Annotated in this window: 17 protein-coding genes and 4 tRNA genes; 18 read left to right on the top strand and 3 right to left on the bottom strand. The window is 53.7% G+C overall.

Annotated features, from left to right (window positions below; translation table 11 throughout):
• Positions 1-400: 400 nt before the first annotated feature.
• From ruvC to BLR50_RS01605, 18 genes are all read left to right on the top strand, one after another.
• The gene (gene ruvC, locus BLR50_RS01690; RefSeq protein WP_092637854.1) at positions 401-901 is read left to right on the top strand and encodes a crossover junction endodeoxyribonuclease RuvC; all 501 of its coding nucleotides are present in this window, start codon (positions 401-403) and stop codon (positions 899-901) included.
• 16 nt (positions 902-917) lie between these two features.
• Positions 918-1526, top strand: a complete 609-nt coding sequence (gene ruvA, locus BLR50_RS01685) for a Holliday junction branch migration protein RuvA (protein ID WP_092637852.1) — start codon at positions 918-920, stop codon at positions 1524-1526.
• Between the two features lie 343 nt (positions 1527-1869).
• Positions 1870-2895: a Holliday junction branch migration DNA helicase RuvB gene (ruvB, locus tag BLR50_RS01680; protein WP_423230272.1), complete on the top strand. Its 1026-nt coding sequence runs from the start codon at positions 1870-1872 to the stop codon at positions 2893-2895.
• A gap of 41 nt (positions 2896-2936) precedes the next feature.
• Positions 2937-4280, top strand: a complete 1344-nt coding sequence (gene glmM / locus BLR50_RS01675) for a phosphoglucosamine mutase (protein WP_092637847.1) — start codon at positions 2937-2939, stop codon at positions 4278-4280.
• Between the two features lie 134 nt (positions 4281-4414).
• The gene (locus BLR50_RS01670) at positions 4415-5278 is read left to right on the top strand and encodes a class I SAM-dependent methyltransferase (RefSeq protein ID WP_092637846.1); all 864 of its coding nucleotides are present in this window, start codon (positions 4415-4417) and stop codon (positions 5276-5278) included.
• A gap of 73 nt (positions 5279-5351) precedes the next feature.
• Complete coding sequence (locus tag BLR50_RS01665) at positions 5352-6206, top strand: energy-coupling factor transporter ATPase (RefSeq protein ID WP_092637843.1); 855 nt, start codon at positions 5352-5354, stop codon at positions 6204-6206.
• A 62-nt stretch (positions 6207-6268) separates the two neighbouring features.
• Positions 6269-7147, top strand: a complete 879-nt coding sequence (locus BLR50_RS01660; protein ID WP_092637841.1) for an energy-coupling factor transporter ATPase — start codon at positions 6269-6271, stop codon at positions 7145-7147.
• On the top strand, positions 7140-7952 hold the full coding sequence (locus BLR50_RS01655; protein WP_092637839.1) for an energy-coupling factor transporter transmembrane component T family protein: 813 nt from the start codon (positions 7140-7142) through the stop codon (positions 7950-7952). Before BLR50_RS01660 ends, BLR50_RS01655 begins: the two co-directional genes overlap by 8 nt.
• Positions 7953-8143: 191 nt before the next feature.
• A complete protein-coding gene (truA, locus tag BLR50_RS01650) occupies positions 8144-8893 on the top strand; it encodes a tRNA pseudouridine(38-40) synthase TruA (RefSeq protein ID WP_092637837.1) in 750 nt (249 codons plus the stop codon).
• Positions 8894-8929: 36 nt separating this feature from the next.
• Positions 8930-10078, top strand: a complete 1149-nt coding sequence (locus BLR50_RS01645; RefSeq protein WP_092637835.1) for a DUF5711 family protein — start codon at positions 8930-8932, stop codon at positions 10076-10078.
• A 91-nt stretch (positions 10079-10169) separates the two neighbouring features.
• A complete protein-coding gene (locus BLR50_RS01640) occupies positions 10170-10883 on the top strand; it encodes a CvpA family protein (protein WP_092637833.1) in 714 nt (237 codons plus the stop codon).
• Positions 10884-11132: 249 nt separating this feature from the next.
• Positions 11133-11753 (top strand): CDP-alcohol phosphatidyltransferase family protein, encoded by a 621-nt coding sequence (locus BLR50_RS01635; RefSeq protein ID WP_092637831.1) that lies wholly within the window; start codon positions 11133-11135, stop codon positions 11751-11753.
• Positions 11754-11851: 98 nt separating this feature from the next.
• Positions 11852-14122, top strand: a complete 2271-nt coding sequence (locus tag BLR50_RS01630) for an ATP-dependent Clp protease ATP-binding subunit (protein WP_092637829.1) — start codon at positions 11852-11854, stop codon at positions 14120-14122.
• Between the two features lie 89 nt (positions 14123-14211).
• Positions 14212-14285 (top strand) — tRNA-Gly (locus BLR50_RS01625).
• Positions 14286-14334: 49 nt separating this feature from the next.
• A tRNA-Arg gene (locus BLR50_RS01620) sits at positions 14335-14411 on the top strand.
• A 6-nt stretch (positions 14412-14417) separates the two neighbouring features.
• Positions 14418-14494: transfer RNA gene (locus tag BLR50_RS01615), tRNA-His, on the top strand.
• A 97-nt stretch (positions 14495-14591) separates the two neighbouring features.
• Positions 14592-14667 (top strand) — tRNA-Gln (locus tag BLR50_RS01610).
• Between the two features lie 241 nt (positions 14668-14908).
• Complete coding sequence (locus tag BLR50_RS01605) at positions 14909-15274, top strand: hypothetical protein (RefSeq protein ID WP_092637827.1); 366 nt, start codon at positions 14909-14911, stop codon at positions 15272-15274.
• A 46-nt stretch (positions 15275-15320) separates the two neighbouring features.
• On the opposite strand, the gene BLR50_RS01600 is transcribed toward BLR50_RS01605, so the two are convergent.
• The 3 genes from BLR50_RS01600 to dusB form a co-directional block, all read right to left on the bottom strand.
• Positions 15321-16007, bottom strand: a complete 687-nt coding sequence (locus BLR50_RS01600) for a GntR family transcriptional regulator (RefSeq protein ID WP_092637825.1) — start codon at positions 16005-16007, stop codon at positions 15321-15323.
• Positions 16008-16187: 180 nt separating this feature from the next.
• Positions 16188-17567 carry a 2-isopropylmalate synthase gene (locus BLR50_RS01595; protein WP_092637823.1) on the bottom strand — a complete coding sequence of 460 codons (1380 nt, stop codon included), beginning with the start codon at positions 17565-17567 and terminating at the stop codon, positions 16188-16190.
• Between the two features lie 196 nt (positions 17568-17763).
• Complete coding sequence (dusB, locus tag BLR50_RS01590) at positions 17764-18786, bottom strand: tRNA dihydrouridine synthase DusB (RefSeq protein WP_092637821.1); 1023 nt, start codon at positions 18784-18786, stop codon at positions 17764-17766.
• Positions 18787-19284: the final 498 nt, after the last annotated feature.

The raw sequence follows: 19284 nt of genomic DNA, 5'->3' as shown, positions 1-19284 counted from the left end.
TATTAATGGAATGCGTGCATTACACACTTCCACTAGCTTAGTATTGCCAATCAACGGCGTTAAGTCAATAGGAAACCAGAAAAATTTACATATTTAACACAACTAATCATAATTTCTTATAATATTCTAAGCTACAATGTTTTGAACTGTATTATATAGACTAATACAGTTATCATAGGCGATGCGGGCAGTTTTGTCAATAGAAAGCTAAAAGCGTATAGGGTTACACATAGGCACGCATTAGGTTATTTTGTTGCACCAGTCTGTTTAATTGTGGTATAATAACCGCAAGCGGCTATTATACATTATTTTATTGCTCGGCCTGCGGCCATGAGCAATGACGTTATAACGGTTGGCGTTATAACGTGATCACCCAAGCAGCGCTTATTTGAGGAAAAAGATGATTATATTAGGAATCGACCCCGGCTATGCCATTGTGGGCTGCGGTGTGGTGGACTATACCGCCAACCGGTTTAAAACCATCGAGCACTGTGCGGTAACCACTCCGGCGGGTGTGCCGTTTGAGCTTCGGCTGAAGACCATCTACGACGGGGTAACCAACCTTATGAATACCTATAAGCCCGAGGCCATGGCCATTGAGGAGCTGTTTTTTACCACCAACCAAAAAACCGCGATCGCGGTGGGCGAGGCGCGCGGGGTGATATTGCTTGCGGCGGTAAACTGCGGCGTGCCGGTGTTTGAATACACCCCTCTGCAGGTAAAGCAGAGCGTGGTGGGCTACGGCAAGGCGGTAAAATCACAGGTGATGGAGATGACGCGCATCCTGCTTGGGCTGGAAAGCGTACCGAAGCCGGATGACGTGGCCGACGCACTTGCGATAGCCATTTGTCATGCACATTCCAGCGGCTCCCGACTGGGCAGCCTGTATAATATAAGATAGAAAAGGGGGCGGCGCCATGCTTTACAGTGTTCGGGGAAAGCTGATTCATAAGGAGCCCTATCTTGCCGTGGTGGAATGCGGCGGCGTGGGGTTTAAATGCATCACCACCACCAACACCCTTGCAAAGCTGGGGGAGACGGGCAGCGAGGTTACCCTTTACACCTACCTGCATGTGCGGGAGGATGTGCTCGACCTGTTCGGCTTTGCCGAGATGGGGGAGCTAAACTGCTTTAAGATGCTGCTGTCGGTATCCGGTGTGGGGCCCAAGGTGGCGCTGGCCATACTCAGCGACCTTACCCCCGAGCGGTTTGCCCTGTGTGTGGCGGCAAACGATACCAAGACCATTACCAAGGCGCAGGGTGTGGGCGCAAAGCTTGCCCAGCGCATTGTATTAGAGTTAAAGGATAAGCTTAAAACTGCCGATATGCCAACCACCCTTTCCGGCGAAGCTTTTTCGGGTGTTTCGGCGGCTATTGGCGGCAACGCGGGCGAGGCGGTGAGTGCGCTGGTGGTGCTGGGCTATTCACAGGCGGATGCCGCCAAGGCGGTAAGCGGGCTTTCACCCGAGCTGCCCTCCGCAGAACTGATACGGCAGGCGCTAAAATACTTATCGGCACACATGTAGCAAGTTATACAATTTGTATTTATACAAGCGGAACGGTCAAGGCCGGTTTGCTACACCATTGAAGAACGAAGCGGGGCGTCGGGGACGCCGCCCCTGCAAGAGGGCAGAAATCAGAGGGCAGGTTGGCAGAAAACGCCCGCGTGTTGTTCCGTCCTTCAATTTTCCACATCCCTGTGGGCAAACTGTGTTCGCCCGAAGTTTTGCAACGCGAATCAACAGAGAGAAGAATGAGCTAGGGCGATCCATACCATAAAAGGTCATTAAGCTCAGCAGGCGATTAATAATCTCCCTATAAGACTGGGATATATAAAACAGATGAAAGGGCGGCGAGGAGATGAGCGAGATGGAAATGGACTTTGAAAACCGAATCATCGCCCCCGACTATGTGCCCGAGGATTCCGATATAGAGGGCTCGCTGCGCCCCAAAACGCTTAGCGAGTATATCGGGCAGAAGAAGGCGAAGGAGAACCTCTCGGTGTTTATCGAGGCGGCAAAGGGCAGAAACGAGGCGCTTGACCATGTGCTGCTCTACGGCCCTCCGGGGTTGGGCAAAACCACCCTTTCGGGCATTATCGCCAACGAGATGGGCGTGAGCATCCGCATTACCTCCGGCCCCGCCATAGAAAAACCGGGCGATCTTGCGGCGCTGCTGACTAATTTAAACCAGAACGACATATTGTTTATAGACGAAATTCACCGCCTCTCCCGCAGCGTGGAGGAGGTGCTCTACCCTGCAATGGAGGATTACGCGCTGGATATCATCATCGGCAAGGGCCCCTCGGCACGCTCGATACGCATCGACCTGCCGCACTTCACCCTTATAGGCGCCACCACGCGCGCGGGGCAGCTTACCGCACCGTTGCGCGACCGTTTTGGAGTAATCATGCGCCTTGAGATGTATACTATAGAGGAGCTGTGCCAGATTATCAAACGAAGCTCGCGCATTCTGGATATCCCCTGCGAGGAGGACGGCGCATGGGAGCTTGCAAAACGCTCCCGCGGCACCCCGCGTATTGCCAACCGCATGCTTAAGCGTGTGCGCGACTTTGCGCAGGTGGTGGGCGACGGGGTGATTACCAGCGATATTGCCGCCGACGCGCTGAACCGCCTAGAGGTTGATAAGCTGGGCTTAGACGCCATTGACCGCACCATGCTGCGCACGATTATTAAAAACTACGGCGGCGGCCCCGTGGGGTTGGAGACCCTGGCGGCGGCTATCGGCGAAGAGGCCGTTACGCTGGAGGATGTTTACGAGCCCTACCTGATGCAGATCGGCTTTTTAAGCCGCACCCCGCGCGGGCGGTGCGTGACCTCGCTTGCGTATAAGCATCTGGGGCTGGAGCAGGACGGACAGCAGACGCTGGACTAAAAAATGCTCATACTAATTAGATAGGCGAAGGAGTAGACTACATGGGTAGATTGTTCGGAACAGACGGCGTGCGCGGCCTTGCCAACACGGAGCTGACCTGTGAATTAAGCTTAAAGATCGGCCGTGCGGCGGCCTATGTGTTAACCCAGCACACCCACCACCGCCCGAAGATCTTAATCGGGCGCGATACCCGCCTTTCGGGCGAGATGCTGGAAGCGGCGCTCACCGCGGGGCTGTGCTCGGTGGGGGCGGATGTACACCTGCTAGGCGTGGTGCCTACCCCGGCGGTAGCCTATCTGGTGGGGCTGTATCAGGCGGACGCGGGTATTATGATCTCGGCCTCGCACAACCCCGCCGAGTACAACGGCATTAAGATATTCAATACAAGCGGTTATAAAATACCAGACCAATACGAAGAGGAGATAGAGGCCATCGTACTGGACGATTCGGTAGAGGTTAAGCTCGCTATGGGTGACGCGGTGGGTGTTTCGCATCCGTGCGAAAGCGCGGTGGAGGATTATGTGAAACACATTGTTTCTACCACCGACACCACCTTTGAGGGCATTCATGTGCTGATTGACTGCGCCAACGGCAGCGCCAGTGCCACGGCACACAAGATTTTTCCGGCACTGAAGGCCAGTGCCGAGATTATTGCCAATAAGCCCGACGGCGTGAACATTAACCGTAACTGCGGCTCGATGCATATCCACGCACTGGCCGAGCGGGTGAAAAACGGCAGCTACGACCTGGGGCTTGCCTTTGACGGCGACAGCGACCGTATCTTAGCCTGCGACGCCGACGGCAACATTGTAGACGGCGACATGCTGATGGCGGCATTTGCGATGTTTATGAAGCAGCAGGGTACCCTTGACGGGAACACGCTGGTGGTAACGGTGATGTCGAATCTCGGGCTTATCCGCTGTGCGGAGGAGAGCGGTATCAACATTGCCTGCACCAAGGTGGGCGACCGCTTTGTGCTGGAGAAGATGCTGGAGGAGGGCTATGCCTTAGGCGGCGAGCAATCCGGCCACCTGATATTAAAGCATTTTGCCACCACCGGCGACGGCCAGCTTTCGGCGGTGCAGCTGCTAACCATGATGAAGAAGACCGGCAAGAGCTTAAAGGAGCTTGCCTCGATTATGACGGTTTACCCGCAGGTAATGGTAAACGTGGAGGCGGGCAAAACCGCGAAGGTGAAGCTGGCGGTGGATAAGGATATTAACGCCCTCATCAAGTCGTGGGAAGACCGGCTTGCACAGAACGGGCGCATTCTGGTTCGCGCCTCGGGCACCGAGCCGCTCATCCGCGTGATGGTGGAGGGCAAGGACTTAGACTTAATCAACCGCTGTGCCAACGAGATTGCCGATATGGTGAAAACCTTATAATTAATTGTAGGGAACGGTCTTGACCGTTCCGTTAGCCTAAAAATGGACATGCCGCGGGCGATGGATAATCGCCCCTGCACACTATAATTATAATCTGTGGGGTATTGTCGCCTCTGAAAAAAAGGAGAACACGCATGAGAATAGCCGACGGCTGGAAGGATTACGAGGTGCTGGATACCTCTGACGGCGAAAAGCTGGAACGCTGGGGGGAGATTATCCTCGTTCGGCCCGACCCGCAGATTATCTGGCAGACCGAAAAAACCCATCCGCTGTGGAACACCCCCCACGCGCGGTATCTGCGTTCGCAGAGCGGCGGCGGAGAGTGGAAGAACCTAAAAAAATTCAGTGACCAGTGGCAGATAGGCTATAAAGGCCTGCGCTTTGTGGTTCGCCCCACGGGTTTTAAGCACACCGGCCTGTTCCCCGAGCAGGCGGTAAACTGGGACTATATTCAGGAGAAGATTAGTTCAGCAGGAAGACCGATAACACTTTTAAACCTGTTTGCCTATACGGGCGGCGCAACCCTTGCCGCCGCAGCGGCGGGGGCAAGTGTGTGCCATGTAGACGCGGCGAAGGGTATGGTATCTTGGGCCAGAGATAACGCGCGTGCCTCCGGTTTGGAAGAAAAGCCGGTTCGCTGGATTGTGGACGACTGCAAGAAGTTTGTGGAACGCGAGATTCGCCGCGGCACCCGTTACGACGCGATTATCATGGACCCTCCCTCCTACGGGCGCGGCCCGGGCGGAGAGGTGTGGAAGCTCGAGGAGCAGATCTACCCGCTGGTTACCCTCTGTGCACAGCTTTTATCCGACAATCCGCTGTTCTTTCTGCTAAACTCCTACACCACGGGGCTTTCCCCCTCGGTAATGGCCTATGTGCTGGGGGCGGCGGTGGCTAAGAAACACGGCGGCAGGGTAACCGCCGACGAAATCGGCCTGCCGGTTACGCAGTCGGGCTTCAATCTTCCCTGCGGCAGCACCGCAATCTGGCAGCTTTAGAGGGCAGACCGTAGGGAACGGTCTTGACCGTTCCGCCAAAAATAGCAGCATGTAAAAGGATGAGGCAGGGTTAATGGCAGCTTTAATTCAAACAGAGGATTTAAACTTTTCATACGAGGGCGGCGAGGGTTACCCCGATGTCAAGGTGCTTGAGGGTATCACCTTAAACATTTCCGCCGGCGAGTTTGTGGCGGTGCTCGGGCATAACGGCTCGGGCAAAAGCACGCTTGCCAAGCACTTTAACGCTATCCTTCTGCCCAGCGGCGGCAAGGTCTACATAGACGGCATCGACACCGCCCTGGAGGAGCGTATCTACGATATCCGCCAGCGGGTGGGGATGGTGTTCCAAAACCCCGACAATCAGATTGTCGCTACCGTGGTGGAGGAGGATGTGGCATTTGCGCTGGAAAACCTCGGCGTACCCCCTGCGGAGATTCGCGAGCGGGTGGATGAGGCTTTAAAAAGTGTAGGCATGTACGATTACCGTGAGCGCGCGCCCTACCAGCTTTCGGGCGGGCAGAAGCAGCGCGTGGCCATCGCGGGTATTATTGCCATGCGGCCGAGGTGCATTGTGCTCGACGAGCCTACCGCGATGCTCGACCCGAGCGGGCGCCGCGAGGTTTTAAAAACCATCCGCCGGCTCAACCGCGACTTTGGTATTACCATCGTGCTGATTACGCATTATATGGACGAGGCCGCGCGCGCCGACCGTGTGGTGGTGATGGACGCGGGGCTGGTGGTGCTGGACGGAACCCCGCGCGAGGTGTTTATGCACATCGGGCAGCTCAAGGAGATCGGGCTGGACGTGCCGCAGGTAACCGAGCTTTCCGCCATGCTAAAGGAAAACGGCATGAACCTGCCGGACGGCATTTTGTTTGAAGATGAGTGCGTCGAGGCCATTGCCAGGGAACTGGACGCATTGAAATAGAGAGTGGGGTTTCCCCATAAAATAAGCCGCCCCAGCGTGGCGGAACGGAGCTATAAAAACACATGCCAGTAATCAGAACCGTGGGGCTTACCCACGTTTATAACCAAGGCTCGCCGTTTGAAAAGGCGGCGGTCAACGACATCAACATAGAGATTGAAAAGGGAGATTTTATCGGGGTAATCGGCCATACCGGATCGGGCAAGTCTACCCTTATTCAGCATTTTAACGGGCTGCTCAAGCCTACCTCCGGCAAGATATTTATCGACGAAGAAGACCTGTGGGCTGACAAGGCCCGTTTAAGACAGTGCCGCTTTAAGGTGGGGCTGGTGTTCCAGTACCCCGAGTACCAGCTATTTGAAGAAACGGTGGCCAAGGATATCGCCTTCGGCCCCCGCAACATGGGGCTTTCGGAGGAGGAAATCAAGCAGCGGGTAGCCGAGGCCGCCGAGTTTGTAGGCCTGAAGGAAAAGCACTTAGAGCGCTCGCCGTTTGACCTTTCGGGCGGGCAGAAGCGCCGCGCCGCCATAGCGGGGGTAATCGCCATGAGGCCGGAGGTGCTGATTCTGGACGAACCCACCGCGGGGCTCGACCCGAAGGGCCGCGAGAAGATTCTAACCCAGATTAGAAACTACCACAAGGTTACGGGCAACACCGTGCTGCTGGTTTCGCACAGCATGGAGGATATCGCCCGCTACGCCGACAAGGTGCTGGTGCTGGCCGACGCGCAGATTAAGTTTTTTGATACGGTGGATAACGTATTCTCTCACGCGCAGGAGCTTACCGGCTTGGGGCTGGAGGTGCCGCAGATTACCAAGGTATTCTTGGGCCTTGCCGAAAGGGGCTACCCTGTGCGGCGCAACATCTACACGGTGGAGGACGGCAAAAACGAGATTCTGCGCCTGAAGGCTGAATTGAATAAAGGGGGTGTGCAGCATGCTTAAGGACATTACCCTCGGGCAGTACTACCCCGGCAAAAGCGTGGTGCACCGCATCGACCCGCGCATGAAGATTATCCTTACCACCGCTTATGTGGTAATGCTGTTTATCATCAACCACCCTATCGGGCTTGCTGTGGGCCTGCTGGTGCTGGCGGTCGGCTACGGTGCCGCCAAAATACCGTTAAGGCTGATGTTTAAAAGCTTAAAGCCGGTGCTGCCGATAATTCTGTTCACCGCCATATTAAACATTTTTTTCATCGACGGTACGGTATTGTTAAGATGGTGGATCTTTAAAATAACACAGGAGGGGCTGCTGCTCGCTGCTGTGATGGCGGCGCGCATTCTCTGCCTGATTGCGGGCACCTCGCTGCTCACCTACACCACCTCGCCCATTGTGTTAACCGACGGTCTGGAGCAGCTGATGGCCCCCTTAAAGAAGATCAAGCTGCCGGTGCATGAGCTGGCGATGATGATGACTATCGCGCTGCGGTTCATCCCCACGCTGATCGAGGAGACCGACAAGATTATGAGCGCGCAGAAGGCCAGGGGTGCCGATATGGAAACCGGCGGGCTGATTAAGCGTGCAAAGGCACTGATTCCGATTCTTATTCCGCTGTTTGTTTCGGCCTTCCGCCGTGCGGACGAGCTGGCGCTTGCCATGGAATGCCGCTGCTACCGCGGGGGTGAGGGCAGAACCCGTATGAAGCAGCTGAGGTTTACCGCCGTGGATGCTTACAGCCTGTTGTTTTTTGTTCTGTGCTTTGCGGTAATTATTGTGCTGAACCTGATGCTGCCTGCCATCGTGTAGCATTCATCAGGCGATAGGGTTAAGGATGCAGGGGGTTAGCCCCCTTGATGTTTGTTTATATGCGCGCACCAAAGATTTTGGTGCAGGAAAGACCTATGGCCTTTAGCGGAAACGATGTAACGATAACTTGGATTGCGGGCGAACACGGTTTGCCCCTACATAGACGACGAGAACAATAAAGGAGCGGCCGTATGCGAAACCTTCTGCTGACAATTCGGTTTGTGGGTACAAGCTACTGCGGCTTTCAGGTGCAGAAAAACGGTATATCGGTGGCGCAGCGGTTGCAGGACGCGATTGAGGCGGTGTTTGGCGAGCGCCTGCCGATTAAGGGCTGCTCCCGCACCGATGCGATGGTGCACGCCAACATGTTCTGCGTGAGCTTTAAAACCGAAAAGGGCATTGCTTGCTGCCGTATCGTTCCGGCGTTAAACGCGCACCTGCCCAATGACATTGCGGTGTACGGCTGCAAAGAGGTTGCTAAGGGTTTTCACGCACGTTACAGCTGTACGGGCAAGGAGTATCTTTACAAAATCGATAACGGTGCCGCGCGCAACCCGTTTTTACAGGAGCGTGCCTATTACTATAAACACCGGCTGGATGAACAGGCCATGGATGCCGCCGCGCAGGGCTTTATAGGAACCTATGATTTTTCGGCGCTGTGCAGCGCGGGCTCCTCGGTAAAGGACAAGGTACGCACGGTGTACGCCTGCTCGGTTACGCGTGAGGGCGACCTTGTAACGATAAGCATCAGCGGCGACGGCTTTTTATACAACATGGTGCGCATCGTTGCCGGTACCCTGCTGTGGGCGGGGGAAAAGGGGCTTACCGCGCAGGACATAAAGGAGATCATCCTCTCGGGTGACCGTTCCAAGGCAGGGCCAACCGCCCCGCCCTACGGGCTGTACCTAAACCGGGTATTCTATGACGGCATAGAAGGCTGACAGCTATTATCAAGCCGGAAAGGCGGGCTTAAACCCATGGCTGTACTTACCGATATCAAGCAGGAGCGCAAAAAACGCTCCCGCATAAGGATGCTTAAGCGGCTGATTGTTTTGGCGGTGGTGTGCGCACTTACCATAGTCGCCGTCTACTCCCGGGAGCTGTTCAGGGGCTTCGACCTCGCGGGGCTGATTCAGGAGGCCTTCGGTACGGTGGGCAAAACCGGCAGCTTTCCGGTATCCCTTGTGGGGGAAACCGGAACGGCGCTCTATAATATGGGCGGCTCGGCGGCGGTGCTTACCGACAGCAACGTGCAGATTTACTCCCGCGCGGGGCGCTGCTCCGGCACCATGCAGAGCGGGTTTGCAAACCCCGTGCTCAAGGTGAGCGGCAATCGCGGCATTATGTATGCCCGCGGGGATAAGACCATTAAAATCCTCGGCAAGGGCGGCCTGCTTACCAAGAAGGAGCTGGAAGGGTTTATCTACACCGCCGAGGTAGCACCCGGCGGGCAGATGGTGGTAGCGCAGCAGGAGGAGCGGCGCGCGGCGCGGGTTGATGTATTTGACAATGCCTTTAAATCGCTGTTTACCTGGTATTCGGCAGAGAATCAGGTGCTGGCGCTCTCGCTTTCGCCCGATGCCCAGAAGCTTGCCGTCGGCACCATTACCGCCAAGGACGGCGCAATACTTTCTGCCGTAAACCTGTTCTCGGTGGCCGAGAAGAAGGACCTTGGCAAGGTGGAGCTGCCCGAAACACTGCTGGTGGCGCTAAAATGCACCGCAAACGAGGTGCTGGTAATCGGTGATAATCTGGCGGCGGTGTATGACCACACGGGGGCTGCGAAGGGAAACTACAGCTACGGCGGCAAAACACTTTCGCTGTACTCTGCGGCGGGAAACACAACAGGCCTGGTGCTGGGGGATTATAATCGCGACCGGCAGGTTACCGTCGTTTCGCTCGGCGCGCAGTGCAACGTGAACTTTTCGTTTGTGCTCAAGGAGCAGCCGCGTGATATCTATACCGACGGGGCAAGCACCTATGTGCTGACCGACATGAACCTCTACATATATAATGAACAGGGGCAGTGCACCAAAACCATCCCGTGCCAAAACGGCGAGGCGGTTATGGCAAGCGGCAGCGATGTTTATGTGCTGATGACCCGTGAGGTTTCAAAGGTAGCGTAGCGGTTGCAGGAAAAAGGTTAATAATCAACACGTATAATAAAGTGCTAAGGCATAGGGGAGTGCAGCACGGAAGAAAGGATGTGGGGTAATCATGACGGTTTCAAACGTTTTGGACGGCATTTTTGTGCTGATTATTTTAATCAGTGTGTTTATGGCCTGGCGGCGGGGGTTTGTACATACGGTGCTTTCCTTCCTCGGCTTTATCGCGGCTGCAGCTGTTTCGGGCTACTACTGCGGCAGGGTAGCCCAGTTCTTTTATGAAAAGGTGATTGCCCAGCCGCTGTATGACAGTATCTTGAAAAAGGTATTGACACTTGTGCCAACGGGTGAGATTATAAATAAAGTGGAGAATATCGGCGATGTTCTGCCGGGCTTTGTAACGGCGCTGTTTAACGCCGCCGCAATTAAGACAAACGAGCAGATATCGCAAACGCTTTCTGGTACCGCGGAGGCGGTTGCCCGCACGGTATGCGATGCCGTAGCGGCACCGCTTTTGCTTTCGCTGCTGAGCCTGGTTGCTTTTTTTGTACTATTCGGGCTTTTGATGGTTATAGTAAATATATTGGTCTCGGTGGTGGGCAAGGTATTTGAGCTGCCGGTTTTAAGCGGTATCAACCGCTTTTTGGGCGGGATTGTCGGCGTACTCAACGGTGTGCTGCTCTGTATGGTGGCTGCCGCTATCCTAAAGCTGTTTATCGGCTTAACCGGCAACGCAAACGGGTTGATCAATACAGGCGTGCTGGAGGCAACATGGTTTGTAACCTATTTTGTAGATTATAACCCCATTCTGTCGTTATTATCATAGACATAATTAACTCGGCCGTAGAATGCATTTATGGTGCGTTCACATATTCGTTATACTGCTGTAATACTGATATGGTATAGTTTTGGGCATCATCGAAATACTCATCCGGCTTCGCTGCCCAATCACCGCGGGTGTAAACCCAATGAGTATTGCTATACCGGCCGCAGCGCACATCCATCATGGGAAAGGGATATACGCAGGGAAGTTTGAAAGAGTGCTTTCAAACATTCGGAAAGGTATGGTTATAAGATGAAGGGCAACAAAAGGGATGCATTAAGCATACCCAATATACTCTCCTACATAAGAATATTGTTGGTTCCGGTTTTCGCTGTGATGTACCTTACGGCGCATACCACATGGGAGTACCTGCTTGCGGCGCTGATACTGCTGCTTTCGGGGCTCACCGATCTGTGTGACGGTTATATCGCACGCCACTTTGATATGATTACAAACCTAGGCAAGGTGCTCGACCCGGCAGCCGATAAGCTCACGCAGGCCACCGTTGCGGTTTGCCTTGCCATTCGCATAGAGGGTATGGCGCTGCTGCTTACCATCTTTATTGCCAAAGAGGTTATTATGGCGGGTGCAAGCATATTTCTGATGTCTAGAGGCGGAAAAATCAACGGCTCGCAATGGTTCGGCAAGCTGGCTACCGCGGTGTTTTATTCGGTGATGGTGTTGATTGTCGCCATCCCCGGTATTGATCCTGCGGTGCGCGTTGGGATGATTGCCCTTTCGGCGGCGCTGATGATCTTTGCATTAATCAGCTATGTGCCAACGTTTTTTATGATTAATAAAGAAATAAAGGCCGGTCGGTCTGCCCCAAACACGGCAGAGGATACGGAAGAAAAGAACTGCAAGGATGCGTAATTCGACTGCCTGTAACGGGCAATATTCGGTCGGGTGATATGCCGCTCTTATTTAAAATATTTGAGCCGCCTTTGCTTTAAAGATTGGAGTTTACTTGTATGATGTGTTCGCGTTGTAAAAAACGAATGGCGGTTGTTTTTGTTACCAAGATTGAGGGAGAAAAAACCATTAACGAGGGCCTGTGCCTTACCTGCGCCAAGGAGCTTGGCATTAAGCCGGTAAACGACCTGGTGGAGCAGATGGGTATTTCGGACGACGAGATGGAAAGCGTAAGCAAGGAGCTTATGGAGTTCATGGGCGGCGAGAACGAGGAGATGTTCGAGCCGGGCGGTGCCACCACCTTCCCGTTTTTGCAGAACCTGTTTACCTCGGGCAGCGGCAACCAAAACGCCGATGCCGACACCAAGCGGGGTGCCGACCGCAAGCAGAAGCGCGATAAGAAGGAGCAGGAAAGCAAGCGCAAGCACCTTGCCGCTTATTGTGAAGACCTTACCCAAAAGGCGCGCGACGGAAAGATTGACAATATCATCGGGCGCGATAAAGAGATTGAGCGTGTGGTTCAGATATTAAACCGCCGCACCAAGAACAACCCTTGCCTCATCGGCGAGCCGGGCGTTGGTAAAACCGCCGTGGCCGAGGGCATTGCGCTAAGGATAACGAGCGGCGACGTACCCCCGCGCCTGCAGGACAAGGAGATTTTCCTGCTGGATTTAACGGCGCTGGTGGCGGGTACCCAGTTTCGCGGCCAGTTCGAGAGCCGCGTAAAGGGCCTGGTGGAAGAGGTAAAGCAGGCGGGCAACATCATCCTGTTCATCGACGAGGTGCATAATCTTGTGGGTGCGGGGGATTCCGAGGGCTCGATGAACGCCGCGAATATCCTAAAGCCGTCGCTTTCACGCGGCGAGATTCAGGTGATCGGCGCCACCACCTTTAACGAATACCGCAAGAACATTGAAAAGGATGCGGCGCTGGAACGCCGTTTTCAGCCCGTTACCATCGAAGAACCTACCATCGCCGACAGCATCGATGTGCTGCGCGGCATTAAGCGTTACTACGAAAGCTATCATCGCGTGCATATCACCGATGAGCTGATCCGCAGCGTGGTGCTGCTTTCCGAGCGGTATATCAACGACCGTTTTCTGCCCGATAAGGCCATCGACCTGTTGGATGAGGCCTGCTCTTGTGCGGCCCTGCGCAGCAAGGAGCTGGCGGAGTACGACCGTTTGAGCAAGGACTACCACCACAGCCAGATGGAGGAAAGCGCGCTTGAGCAGGAGCCGGATGCGGTGGATTATGAGCGTTTGGCCACCGTGAAGGCGCATACACTGCAGCTGAAGGACCAGCTGCTGCAGCTGGAGCCGGCTGCAACCTCGGTAACGGTAACCGACGATGATATTGCCAAGGTAATAGAACTGTGGACGGGGATACCCTCCTCCAAGATAAAGGAAAACGAGTTTGAAAAGGTGAAGAACCTTGAAGCGCGCCTAAAGGCCAAGGTAATCGGGCAGGACGAGGCGGTAGAGCTGGTGGCCGCGGCGGTAAAACGCGCCAAGGTGCAGGTTTCGGCCCGCAGACGGCCCGCGTCGTTTATCTTTGTAGGCCCCACGGCGGTGGGTAAAACCGAGCTGGTGAAGGTGCTGGCAAGCGAGCTGTTTGATACACCCGACCCGCTGATTCGATTGGATATGTCGGAGTATATGGAGAAATACTCGGTGTCGCGCATTATCGGCGCTCCTCCCGGATATATCGGGTATGATGAGGCCGGGCAGCTTACCGAAAAGGTACGCCGCAAGCCCTACTCGGTAATATTGTTTGACGAGATTGAGAAGGCGCACCCCGACGTGCTCAACATCCTGCTGCAGATTCTCGACGAGGGCAAGATCACCGACGCGCACGGCCGTAAGGTGAGCTTTGAGAACACCGTAATTGTGATGACCTCCAACGCGGGCTCGCAGTTTAAGGATAACACCCTCGGCTTTAACAAGAGCGCGTTTGACCTTGCCAAGGATAAGGCGATGAAGTCGTTGAACGAATTTCTGCGGCCTGAGTTCATCAGCCGCGTGGATGAGATTGTGGTATTCTCGCCCCTTACCAAGGAGAATTACGCCAAGATTGCCGCCCTTATGCTCACCGAGCTGGTGGAGCCGCTGAAGGAAAAGGGCATAGTCTTTACCTTTGATGATGAGGCCTGCGCATGCATTGCCGAGCTCTCGTTCGGCAGCAAGACGGGTGCCAGAGAGATACGCCGCGTGATACGCAAGTCGGTAGAGGATAAGATCGCCGGCATGATTGCCGACGCCCCGAGCTCCTACCCCACACGCATGAAGCTGACCAAGCAAGACGGCGCACTGGAGATTCTTGCATTATAGCAGTAACATTTTTACAGCCGCGAGAAAACCATAAAAGTATTGACTGAGCGGCGGATTGTGTGGTATAATACAATTCGCCGCTGAAATGTGCGGGTGTTGTTCAATGGTAGAATGCCAGCCTTCCAAGCTGGACACGTGGGTTCGATTCCCATCACCCGCTCCATTAACGTTCATTTGCACGGCGAAAGCCTAGGCAGTGCGCGCTTAAATAAGTGCCTGTAGCTCAGCTGGATAGAGCATCCGCCTTCTAAGCGGAGGGTCGGGGGTTCAAGTCCCTTCAGGCGCGCCATACGTGGTGGGTATAGCTCAGCTGGTTAGAGCGCCAGATTGTGGCTCTGGAGGCCATGGGTTCGAATCTCATTATCCACCCCATATTAAAAAAACTCATGCGTGACGCCGTTTAAACAGTGGCTTATGCATGATTTTTTCTATAGACACCTCGCGCATTCTGCGCAGAGGTGGAGTATATTGGGCTGTAGCCAAGCGGTAAGGCACAGGACTTTGACTCCTGCATCCCGATGGTCCGAATCCATCCAGCCCAACCAAAAACGCTCCTGATTTTATGATTTCAGGAGCGTTTTGTTCTATGTATTCCAACAGACTATTGTTTTTTGTAGCTGTCTTTCATATAATACAATTAAGAATCGACATAATAATTCAGAATTTGTGGAAGTTATTATTCCATGTGGAGGAGTATTTATTCGACAATAAAGTGTGAATGTTATTGGAAAATAATTAAGATGATGGTCACAAGGCCATCAACCCAATATATTCGGAGGCATTATTATGGATAATGATCATTTTGTTAATAAGCTTATTGCAGGGACAAAAAGTAATACAATACAATGGGAAGTTGCAGACAGGTATTTTAAGCTAAGAAATAAAATCCAAACGGATTGCGATATTTACATAACGAAACGAAAGTCTAAAGAGGTTGCAATTTTAAAGAAACCGAATCCGGACCCGGAAAACAGCGAGAACGTTGAATATGAAATTATCATATGGGAATATAAGGACGTGTTATTTCAGATTACGGAAAACGATCTGGAAGAAAAGGAAGTATTGCTGGTACGTTTATTCAAGCTTGCGGAGCGAAATGCAAAAAGGATAGACCAGTTGCTGAATGATTTGGTAAACGATATAGATGATTAACTGCACGCATCGTGCTGTGGGCTCTTGAGCGTTGATGGATGTAAAGTCAGCTGTTGGTTTCAGCTTCCTTTATCTGAAGGCTTTTAATCAGATTCTCTTTTGCATTGATGATATGCAGCGCGGTAAGCTCCTCGGCCTTGTCGCTGTCGTGCGCGTTGATGGCGGCTAAGAGCTCGCGGTGCTCGGCGACCGAAAGCCGTGCCCGCCCCTCGGCCTTCACCGAAAGCTCGCGTGCCCGCGTGATATAGTTGTGAAATACCGAGAGCATATGCTTCATCGGGCGGCTCTGGCAGGCATCATACAAAATGGCGTGAAAGCGGGTATCAAGCTGCCACACCTGATCGTAATCGCCCTTTTCGGCGTAGAACTCCTGTAAGTCCACCACATCGTGCAGCGCCTTGAGCTCCGCCCTGGTGATGTGCTCGGCGGCCCAGCGCGAGGCCAGGCCCTCCACCCGTATGCGAATGGTGTAGATATCCTCGATATCCTTCTCCGATACCCCGATGACGATGGCGCCCTTGTTGGGTACCGTTTTAATCAGCCCCTCCAGCTCCAGCTGGCGCAGCGCCTCGCGTACCGGCGTGCGGCTGACACCAAGCTCGTCTGAAAGCCGCTGTTCCACCAACGCCTCCCCCTCGGCGAACTCGCCGCTTAAAATGCCGCGCTCGATCTCTTTAAACACCAGCACCCGCAGGCAGGAGCTATCGGTAAGGCTTGCTTCAATGCGGTTCATACCAGTTCAAACCTTTCAGTCTTTCCGGTGTGATACCGGAAATGTTATAGCTATGAAGAATACATAAAGGCAAAACAGCCAAGACCGCTGCCTAAAACATACAGGGGGCAGCTTGTTCTTACGGTAAGGTGAAATATAACGGCAGCGGGCTAATGCTTGCTGCCGTTAATGATTATAATCTTAAGCTCTGTGTTTGGCAATATCGGGGGCATATTGCGCCACCAGCGCGCAAAGCTCTTCATCGCTGATGACGGTTTGGCGGCCGCCCTCGTATTCCTTATCCACCCATTCCTTAATCTTGGCGGCAAGCGGGTCTTTCTTATCCACGCACTCGTCGTCGCTCAGGCGGTAATAGTTGTTAATCCAGAAGGCGATGCCCGCAAGGCCGGAAACGTTGCTTACGCTAACGGTTGCGCCGCGGTTTAAAATCTTCTTGGTATCGAAGATGTTGTAGATCTCCTCATCCTTGAGCAGGCCGTCGGCGTGAATGCCCGCACGGGTGACGTTGAAGTTTTCGCCCACAAACGGGGTCATGGGCGGGATGCGGTAGCCGATCTCGTTCTCGTAATACTCCGCAAGCTCGGTGATCACGGTCGGGTCCATCCCGTCCATGGAGCCCTTGAGGGAGGCATATTCTATCACCATCGCCTCAAGCGGCACGTTGCCGGTGCGTTCACCAATGCCAAACAGCGAGCAGTTGATGGCGCTGGCGCCGAACAGCCATGCGGTGGAGGCATTCACCACGCCCTTGTAGAAGTCGTTGTGGCCGTGCCACTCCAGCAGGCGTGATGGAACACCCGAATAGTGCTGCAGGCCGTAGATGACACCCGGCACGCTTCTGGGCGGTGCGGCGCCCGTATAGGGCACGCCGTAGCCCATGGTATCGCACGCGCGGATTTTAATGGGGATGCCCGACTCGCGCGACATATCCATCAGCTCGTTGACAAAGGGCACCACAAAGCCGTAGAAGTCGGCACGGGTGATATCCTCGAAGTGGCAGCGCGGCTTTAAGCCCGCCTCAATGGCATCAGACACCACCGAAAGGTAGTGGGTAAGCGCCTGCCTGCGCGTCATGCCCAGCTTGTTGAAGATATGATAATCCGAGCAGCTTACGAGGATGCCCGTCTCCTTGATGCCGATATTTTTTACCAGCTGAAAGTCACTTTTGCTGGCGCGTATCCAGGTGGTAATCTCGGGGAACTTGTAGCCGAGCTCCATGCACTGGTAGAGTGCCTCACGGTCTTTTTCACTGTATACGAAGAACTCGGTCTGGCGGATGATGCCGTTGGGCCCGCCGAGCCGGTGCAGCATCTTGTAGATATCCACCATCTGCTTGGTGGTGTAGGGCGCGCGGGACTGCTGCCCGTCGCGGAAGGTGGTATCAGTAATCCAGATATGCTCGGGCATATTCATCGGTACGCGGCGGTGGTTAAACGGCACCTTGGGTACCTCGGAGTAAGGGTATACGTCACGGTACAGATTGGGCGCTTCCACGTCCTGCAGGCTGTACCGGTAGGTCTCTTCCTCCAAAACATTGGATTTCGGATTCAACTCGATCATGCTACTCATCCCCCTAGTCATGCACAGATTGTATCATTGTATACAATCACTTTTGTATAGTGTAGCATTAAAACGGTTAGGTGTCAATAAGATTTGGGCGGTTTTTGAAGGAATTATTGAATGCAAATTCATAAAATGTTAAGTTGCATACAAAAACATGCATTTTAAGCGCTGCTTATAGATAGAATATGAAAGATTATAACGAAAAATCCTGCATATTCTGTGCAGGGGTCTCCGCAGCCCACAACGCTGCCTCCCGCTGTGTAAGAATCACCTGCTCCGCGAGCCTTTTGGCATCATCCAACACGCAAAGCGAGCTGGAAAGCTGGCGCAGCCTGGCCGCACCATGCAGCCCCTTCATATACCACGCGGCGTGCTTGCGCGCCTCCCGCATGGCGGTGTATTCACCCTTATACCGAACCATCAGCTCAAACTGCTTGACCATAACCTCCATGCGCGTTTCAATCGGCGGCGGGGGCAGCAGGGTGCCGTCGGTAAGGTAGGCGTTAATCTGCTCAAACACCCATGGGGCTCCCAGCGCGCCGCGCCCGACCATGATAAAATCCGCGCCCGTTTGTTCAAGCATCAGTTTTGCCGAAGCACCGTCTTCAATATCGCCGTTGGCAATCACGGGGATACATACCGCCTCTTTTACCGCGCGGATAATCTCTGCATCCACCGGCGGGGCGTACATCTGCGCGCGGGTGCGCCCATGAACGGTAAGTGCCGCCGCGCCGTTCTGTTGGGCAATCTTCGCAACCTCTACGGCGTTAATGAGGCTATCATCCCACCCCTTGCGAAGCTTCACCGTAACGGGGATGTTCACCGCTTCGCACACAGCCTTGATAATCTCGCCCGCAAGCGCGGGGTTCTTCATGAGTGCTGCCCCGCCGCCGTTGCCCGCAATCTTGGGGGCGGGGCAGCCCATGTTCAGGTCGATGATATCGGGGTTATACCTAAGCGCAAGCTGCGCGGCCTTGGCCATGGTAAGCGGCTCGTCGCCGAACAGCTGCACCGCCATCGGGCGTTCGCACTCGGTTACCGTAAGCAGCTCGGCGGTTTTGGCGTCGTTCATGGTAAGGCCCTTGGCGCTCGCCATCTCGCCCACCACATAGGCTGCGCCGTGCTCTTTACAAACCTGCCGAAAGGCGCGGTCGGCCACGCCTGCCATGGGGGCAAGCGCCGCAAAGCCGCCTATTGTTACGTTACCGATTTTCATCTCTTTACTTCCTAATAACATGTTGTGTTATATGGCGGAACGGTCAAGACCGTTCCCTACAGGTATACGGGCTATCTTTTATAATATGTATAAAAATTTTGCAGGCACCGTTTTTCAGTGCCTGCAAGCATTATACCATATGTGCTTTAGCTTTCTCAACCGTCAGGCAAGCCTTTGCAGGATGCCGAGCAGTTTTTCCTGTTCCTGAAGGTGTGAGGTTGCCGTTTTCATCTATGCAGTCCGGCGGTAACATAATAACGACTTATTCATAATCAGTAAAACCTTGTATTGCCTATTATTACATAATTATACACCGAGCTTCTGCCGATAGCAGTAATAATTCAAAATTATACTTAATTATGTAAGAACAATTAATATCAAGAAATAAATAATGCTGTTTTCTGCAGATATTTATGCTATAATATATAGTTAGGAAAACTATGCCCATTTAGCCGAAAATTTCGGAAGATTCAAAATGCATACCAATCTAGGGAGGCA

Origin of the sequence: Acetanaerobacterium elongatum, from assembly GCF_900103835.1 — a bacterium.
GTDB classification, from domain to species: Bacteria; Bacillota; Clostridia; order Oscillospirales; family Ruminococcaceae; genus Acetanaerobacterium; species Acetanaerobacterium elongatum.
This window is presented reverse-complemented; position numbering and strand designations above follow the sequence as displayed.

Coding starts and splice junctions, on each gene's coding strand:
- BLR50_RS01670 (WP_092637846.1), top strand. CDS start 4,415: ATGAGAATAGCCGACGGCTGGAAGGATTACGAGGTGCTGGATACCTCT.
- ruvB (WP_423230272.1), top strand. CDS start 1,870: ATGGAAATGGACTTTGAAAACCGAATCATCGCCCCCGACTATGTGCCC.
- BLR50_RS01595 (WP_092637823.1), bottom strand. CDS start 17,567: ATGATCGAGTTGAATCCGAAATCCAATGTTTTGGAGGAAGAGACCTAC.
- BLR50_RS01665 (WP_092637843.1), top strand. CDS start 5,352: ATGGCAGCTTTAATTCAAACAGAGGATTTAAACTTTTCATACGAGGGC.
- dusB (WP_092637821.1), bottom strand. CDS start 18,786: ATGAAAATCGGTAACGTAACAATAGGCGGCTTTGCGGCGCTTGCCCCC.
- BLR50_RS01640 (WP_092637833.1), top strand. CDS start 10,170: ATGACGGTTTCAAACGTTTTGGACGGCATTTTTGTGCTGATTATTTTA.
- BLR50_RS01605 (WP_092637827.1), top strand. CDS start 14,909: ATGGATAATGATCATTTTGTTAATAAGCTTATTGCAGGGACAAAAAGT.
- ruvC (WP_092637854.1), top strand. CDS start 401: ATGATTATATTAGGAATCGACCCCGGCTATGCCATTGTGGGCTGCGGT.
- truA (WP_092637837.1), top strand. CDS start 8,144: ATGCGAAACCTTCTGCTGACAATTCGGTTTGTGGGTACAAGCTACTGC.
- BLR50_RS01645 (WP_092637835.1), top strand. CDS start 8,930: ATGGCTGTACTTACCGATATCAAGCAGGAGCGCAAAAAACGCTCCCGC.
- BLR50_RS01635 (WP_092637831.1), top strand. CDS start 11,133: ATGAAGGGCAACAAAAGGGATGCATTAAGCATACCCAATATACTCTCC.
- glmM (WP_092637847.1), top strand. CDS start 2,937: ATGGGTAGATTGTTCGGAACAGACGGCGTGCGCGGCCTTGCCAACACG.
- BLR50_RS01630 (WP_092637829.1), top strand. CDS start 11,852: ATGATGTGTTCGCGTTGTAAAAAACGAATGGCGGTTGTTTTTGTTACC.
- BLR50_RS01660 (WP_092637841.1), top strand. CDS start 6,269: ATGCCAGTAATCAGAACCGTGGGGCTTACCCACGTTTATAACCAAGGC.
- BLR50_RS01600 (WP_092637825.1), bottom strand. CDS start 16,007: ATGAACCGCATTGAAGCAAGCCTTACCGATAGCTCCTGCCTGCGGGTG.
- BLR50_RS01655 (WP_092637839.1), top strand. CDS start 7,140: ATGCTTAAGGACATTACCCTCGGGCAGTACTACCCCGGCAAAAGCGTG.
- ruvA (WP_092637852.1), top strand. CDS start 918: ATGCTTTACAGTGTTCGGGGAAAGCTGATTCATAAGGAGCCCTATCTT.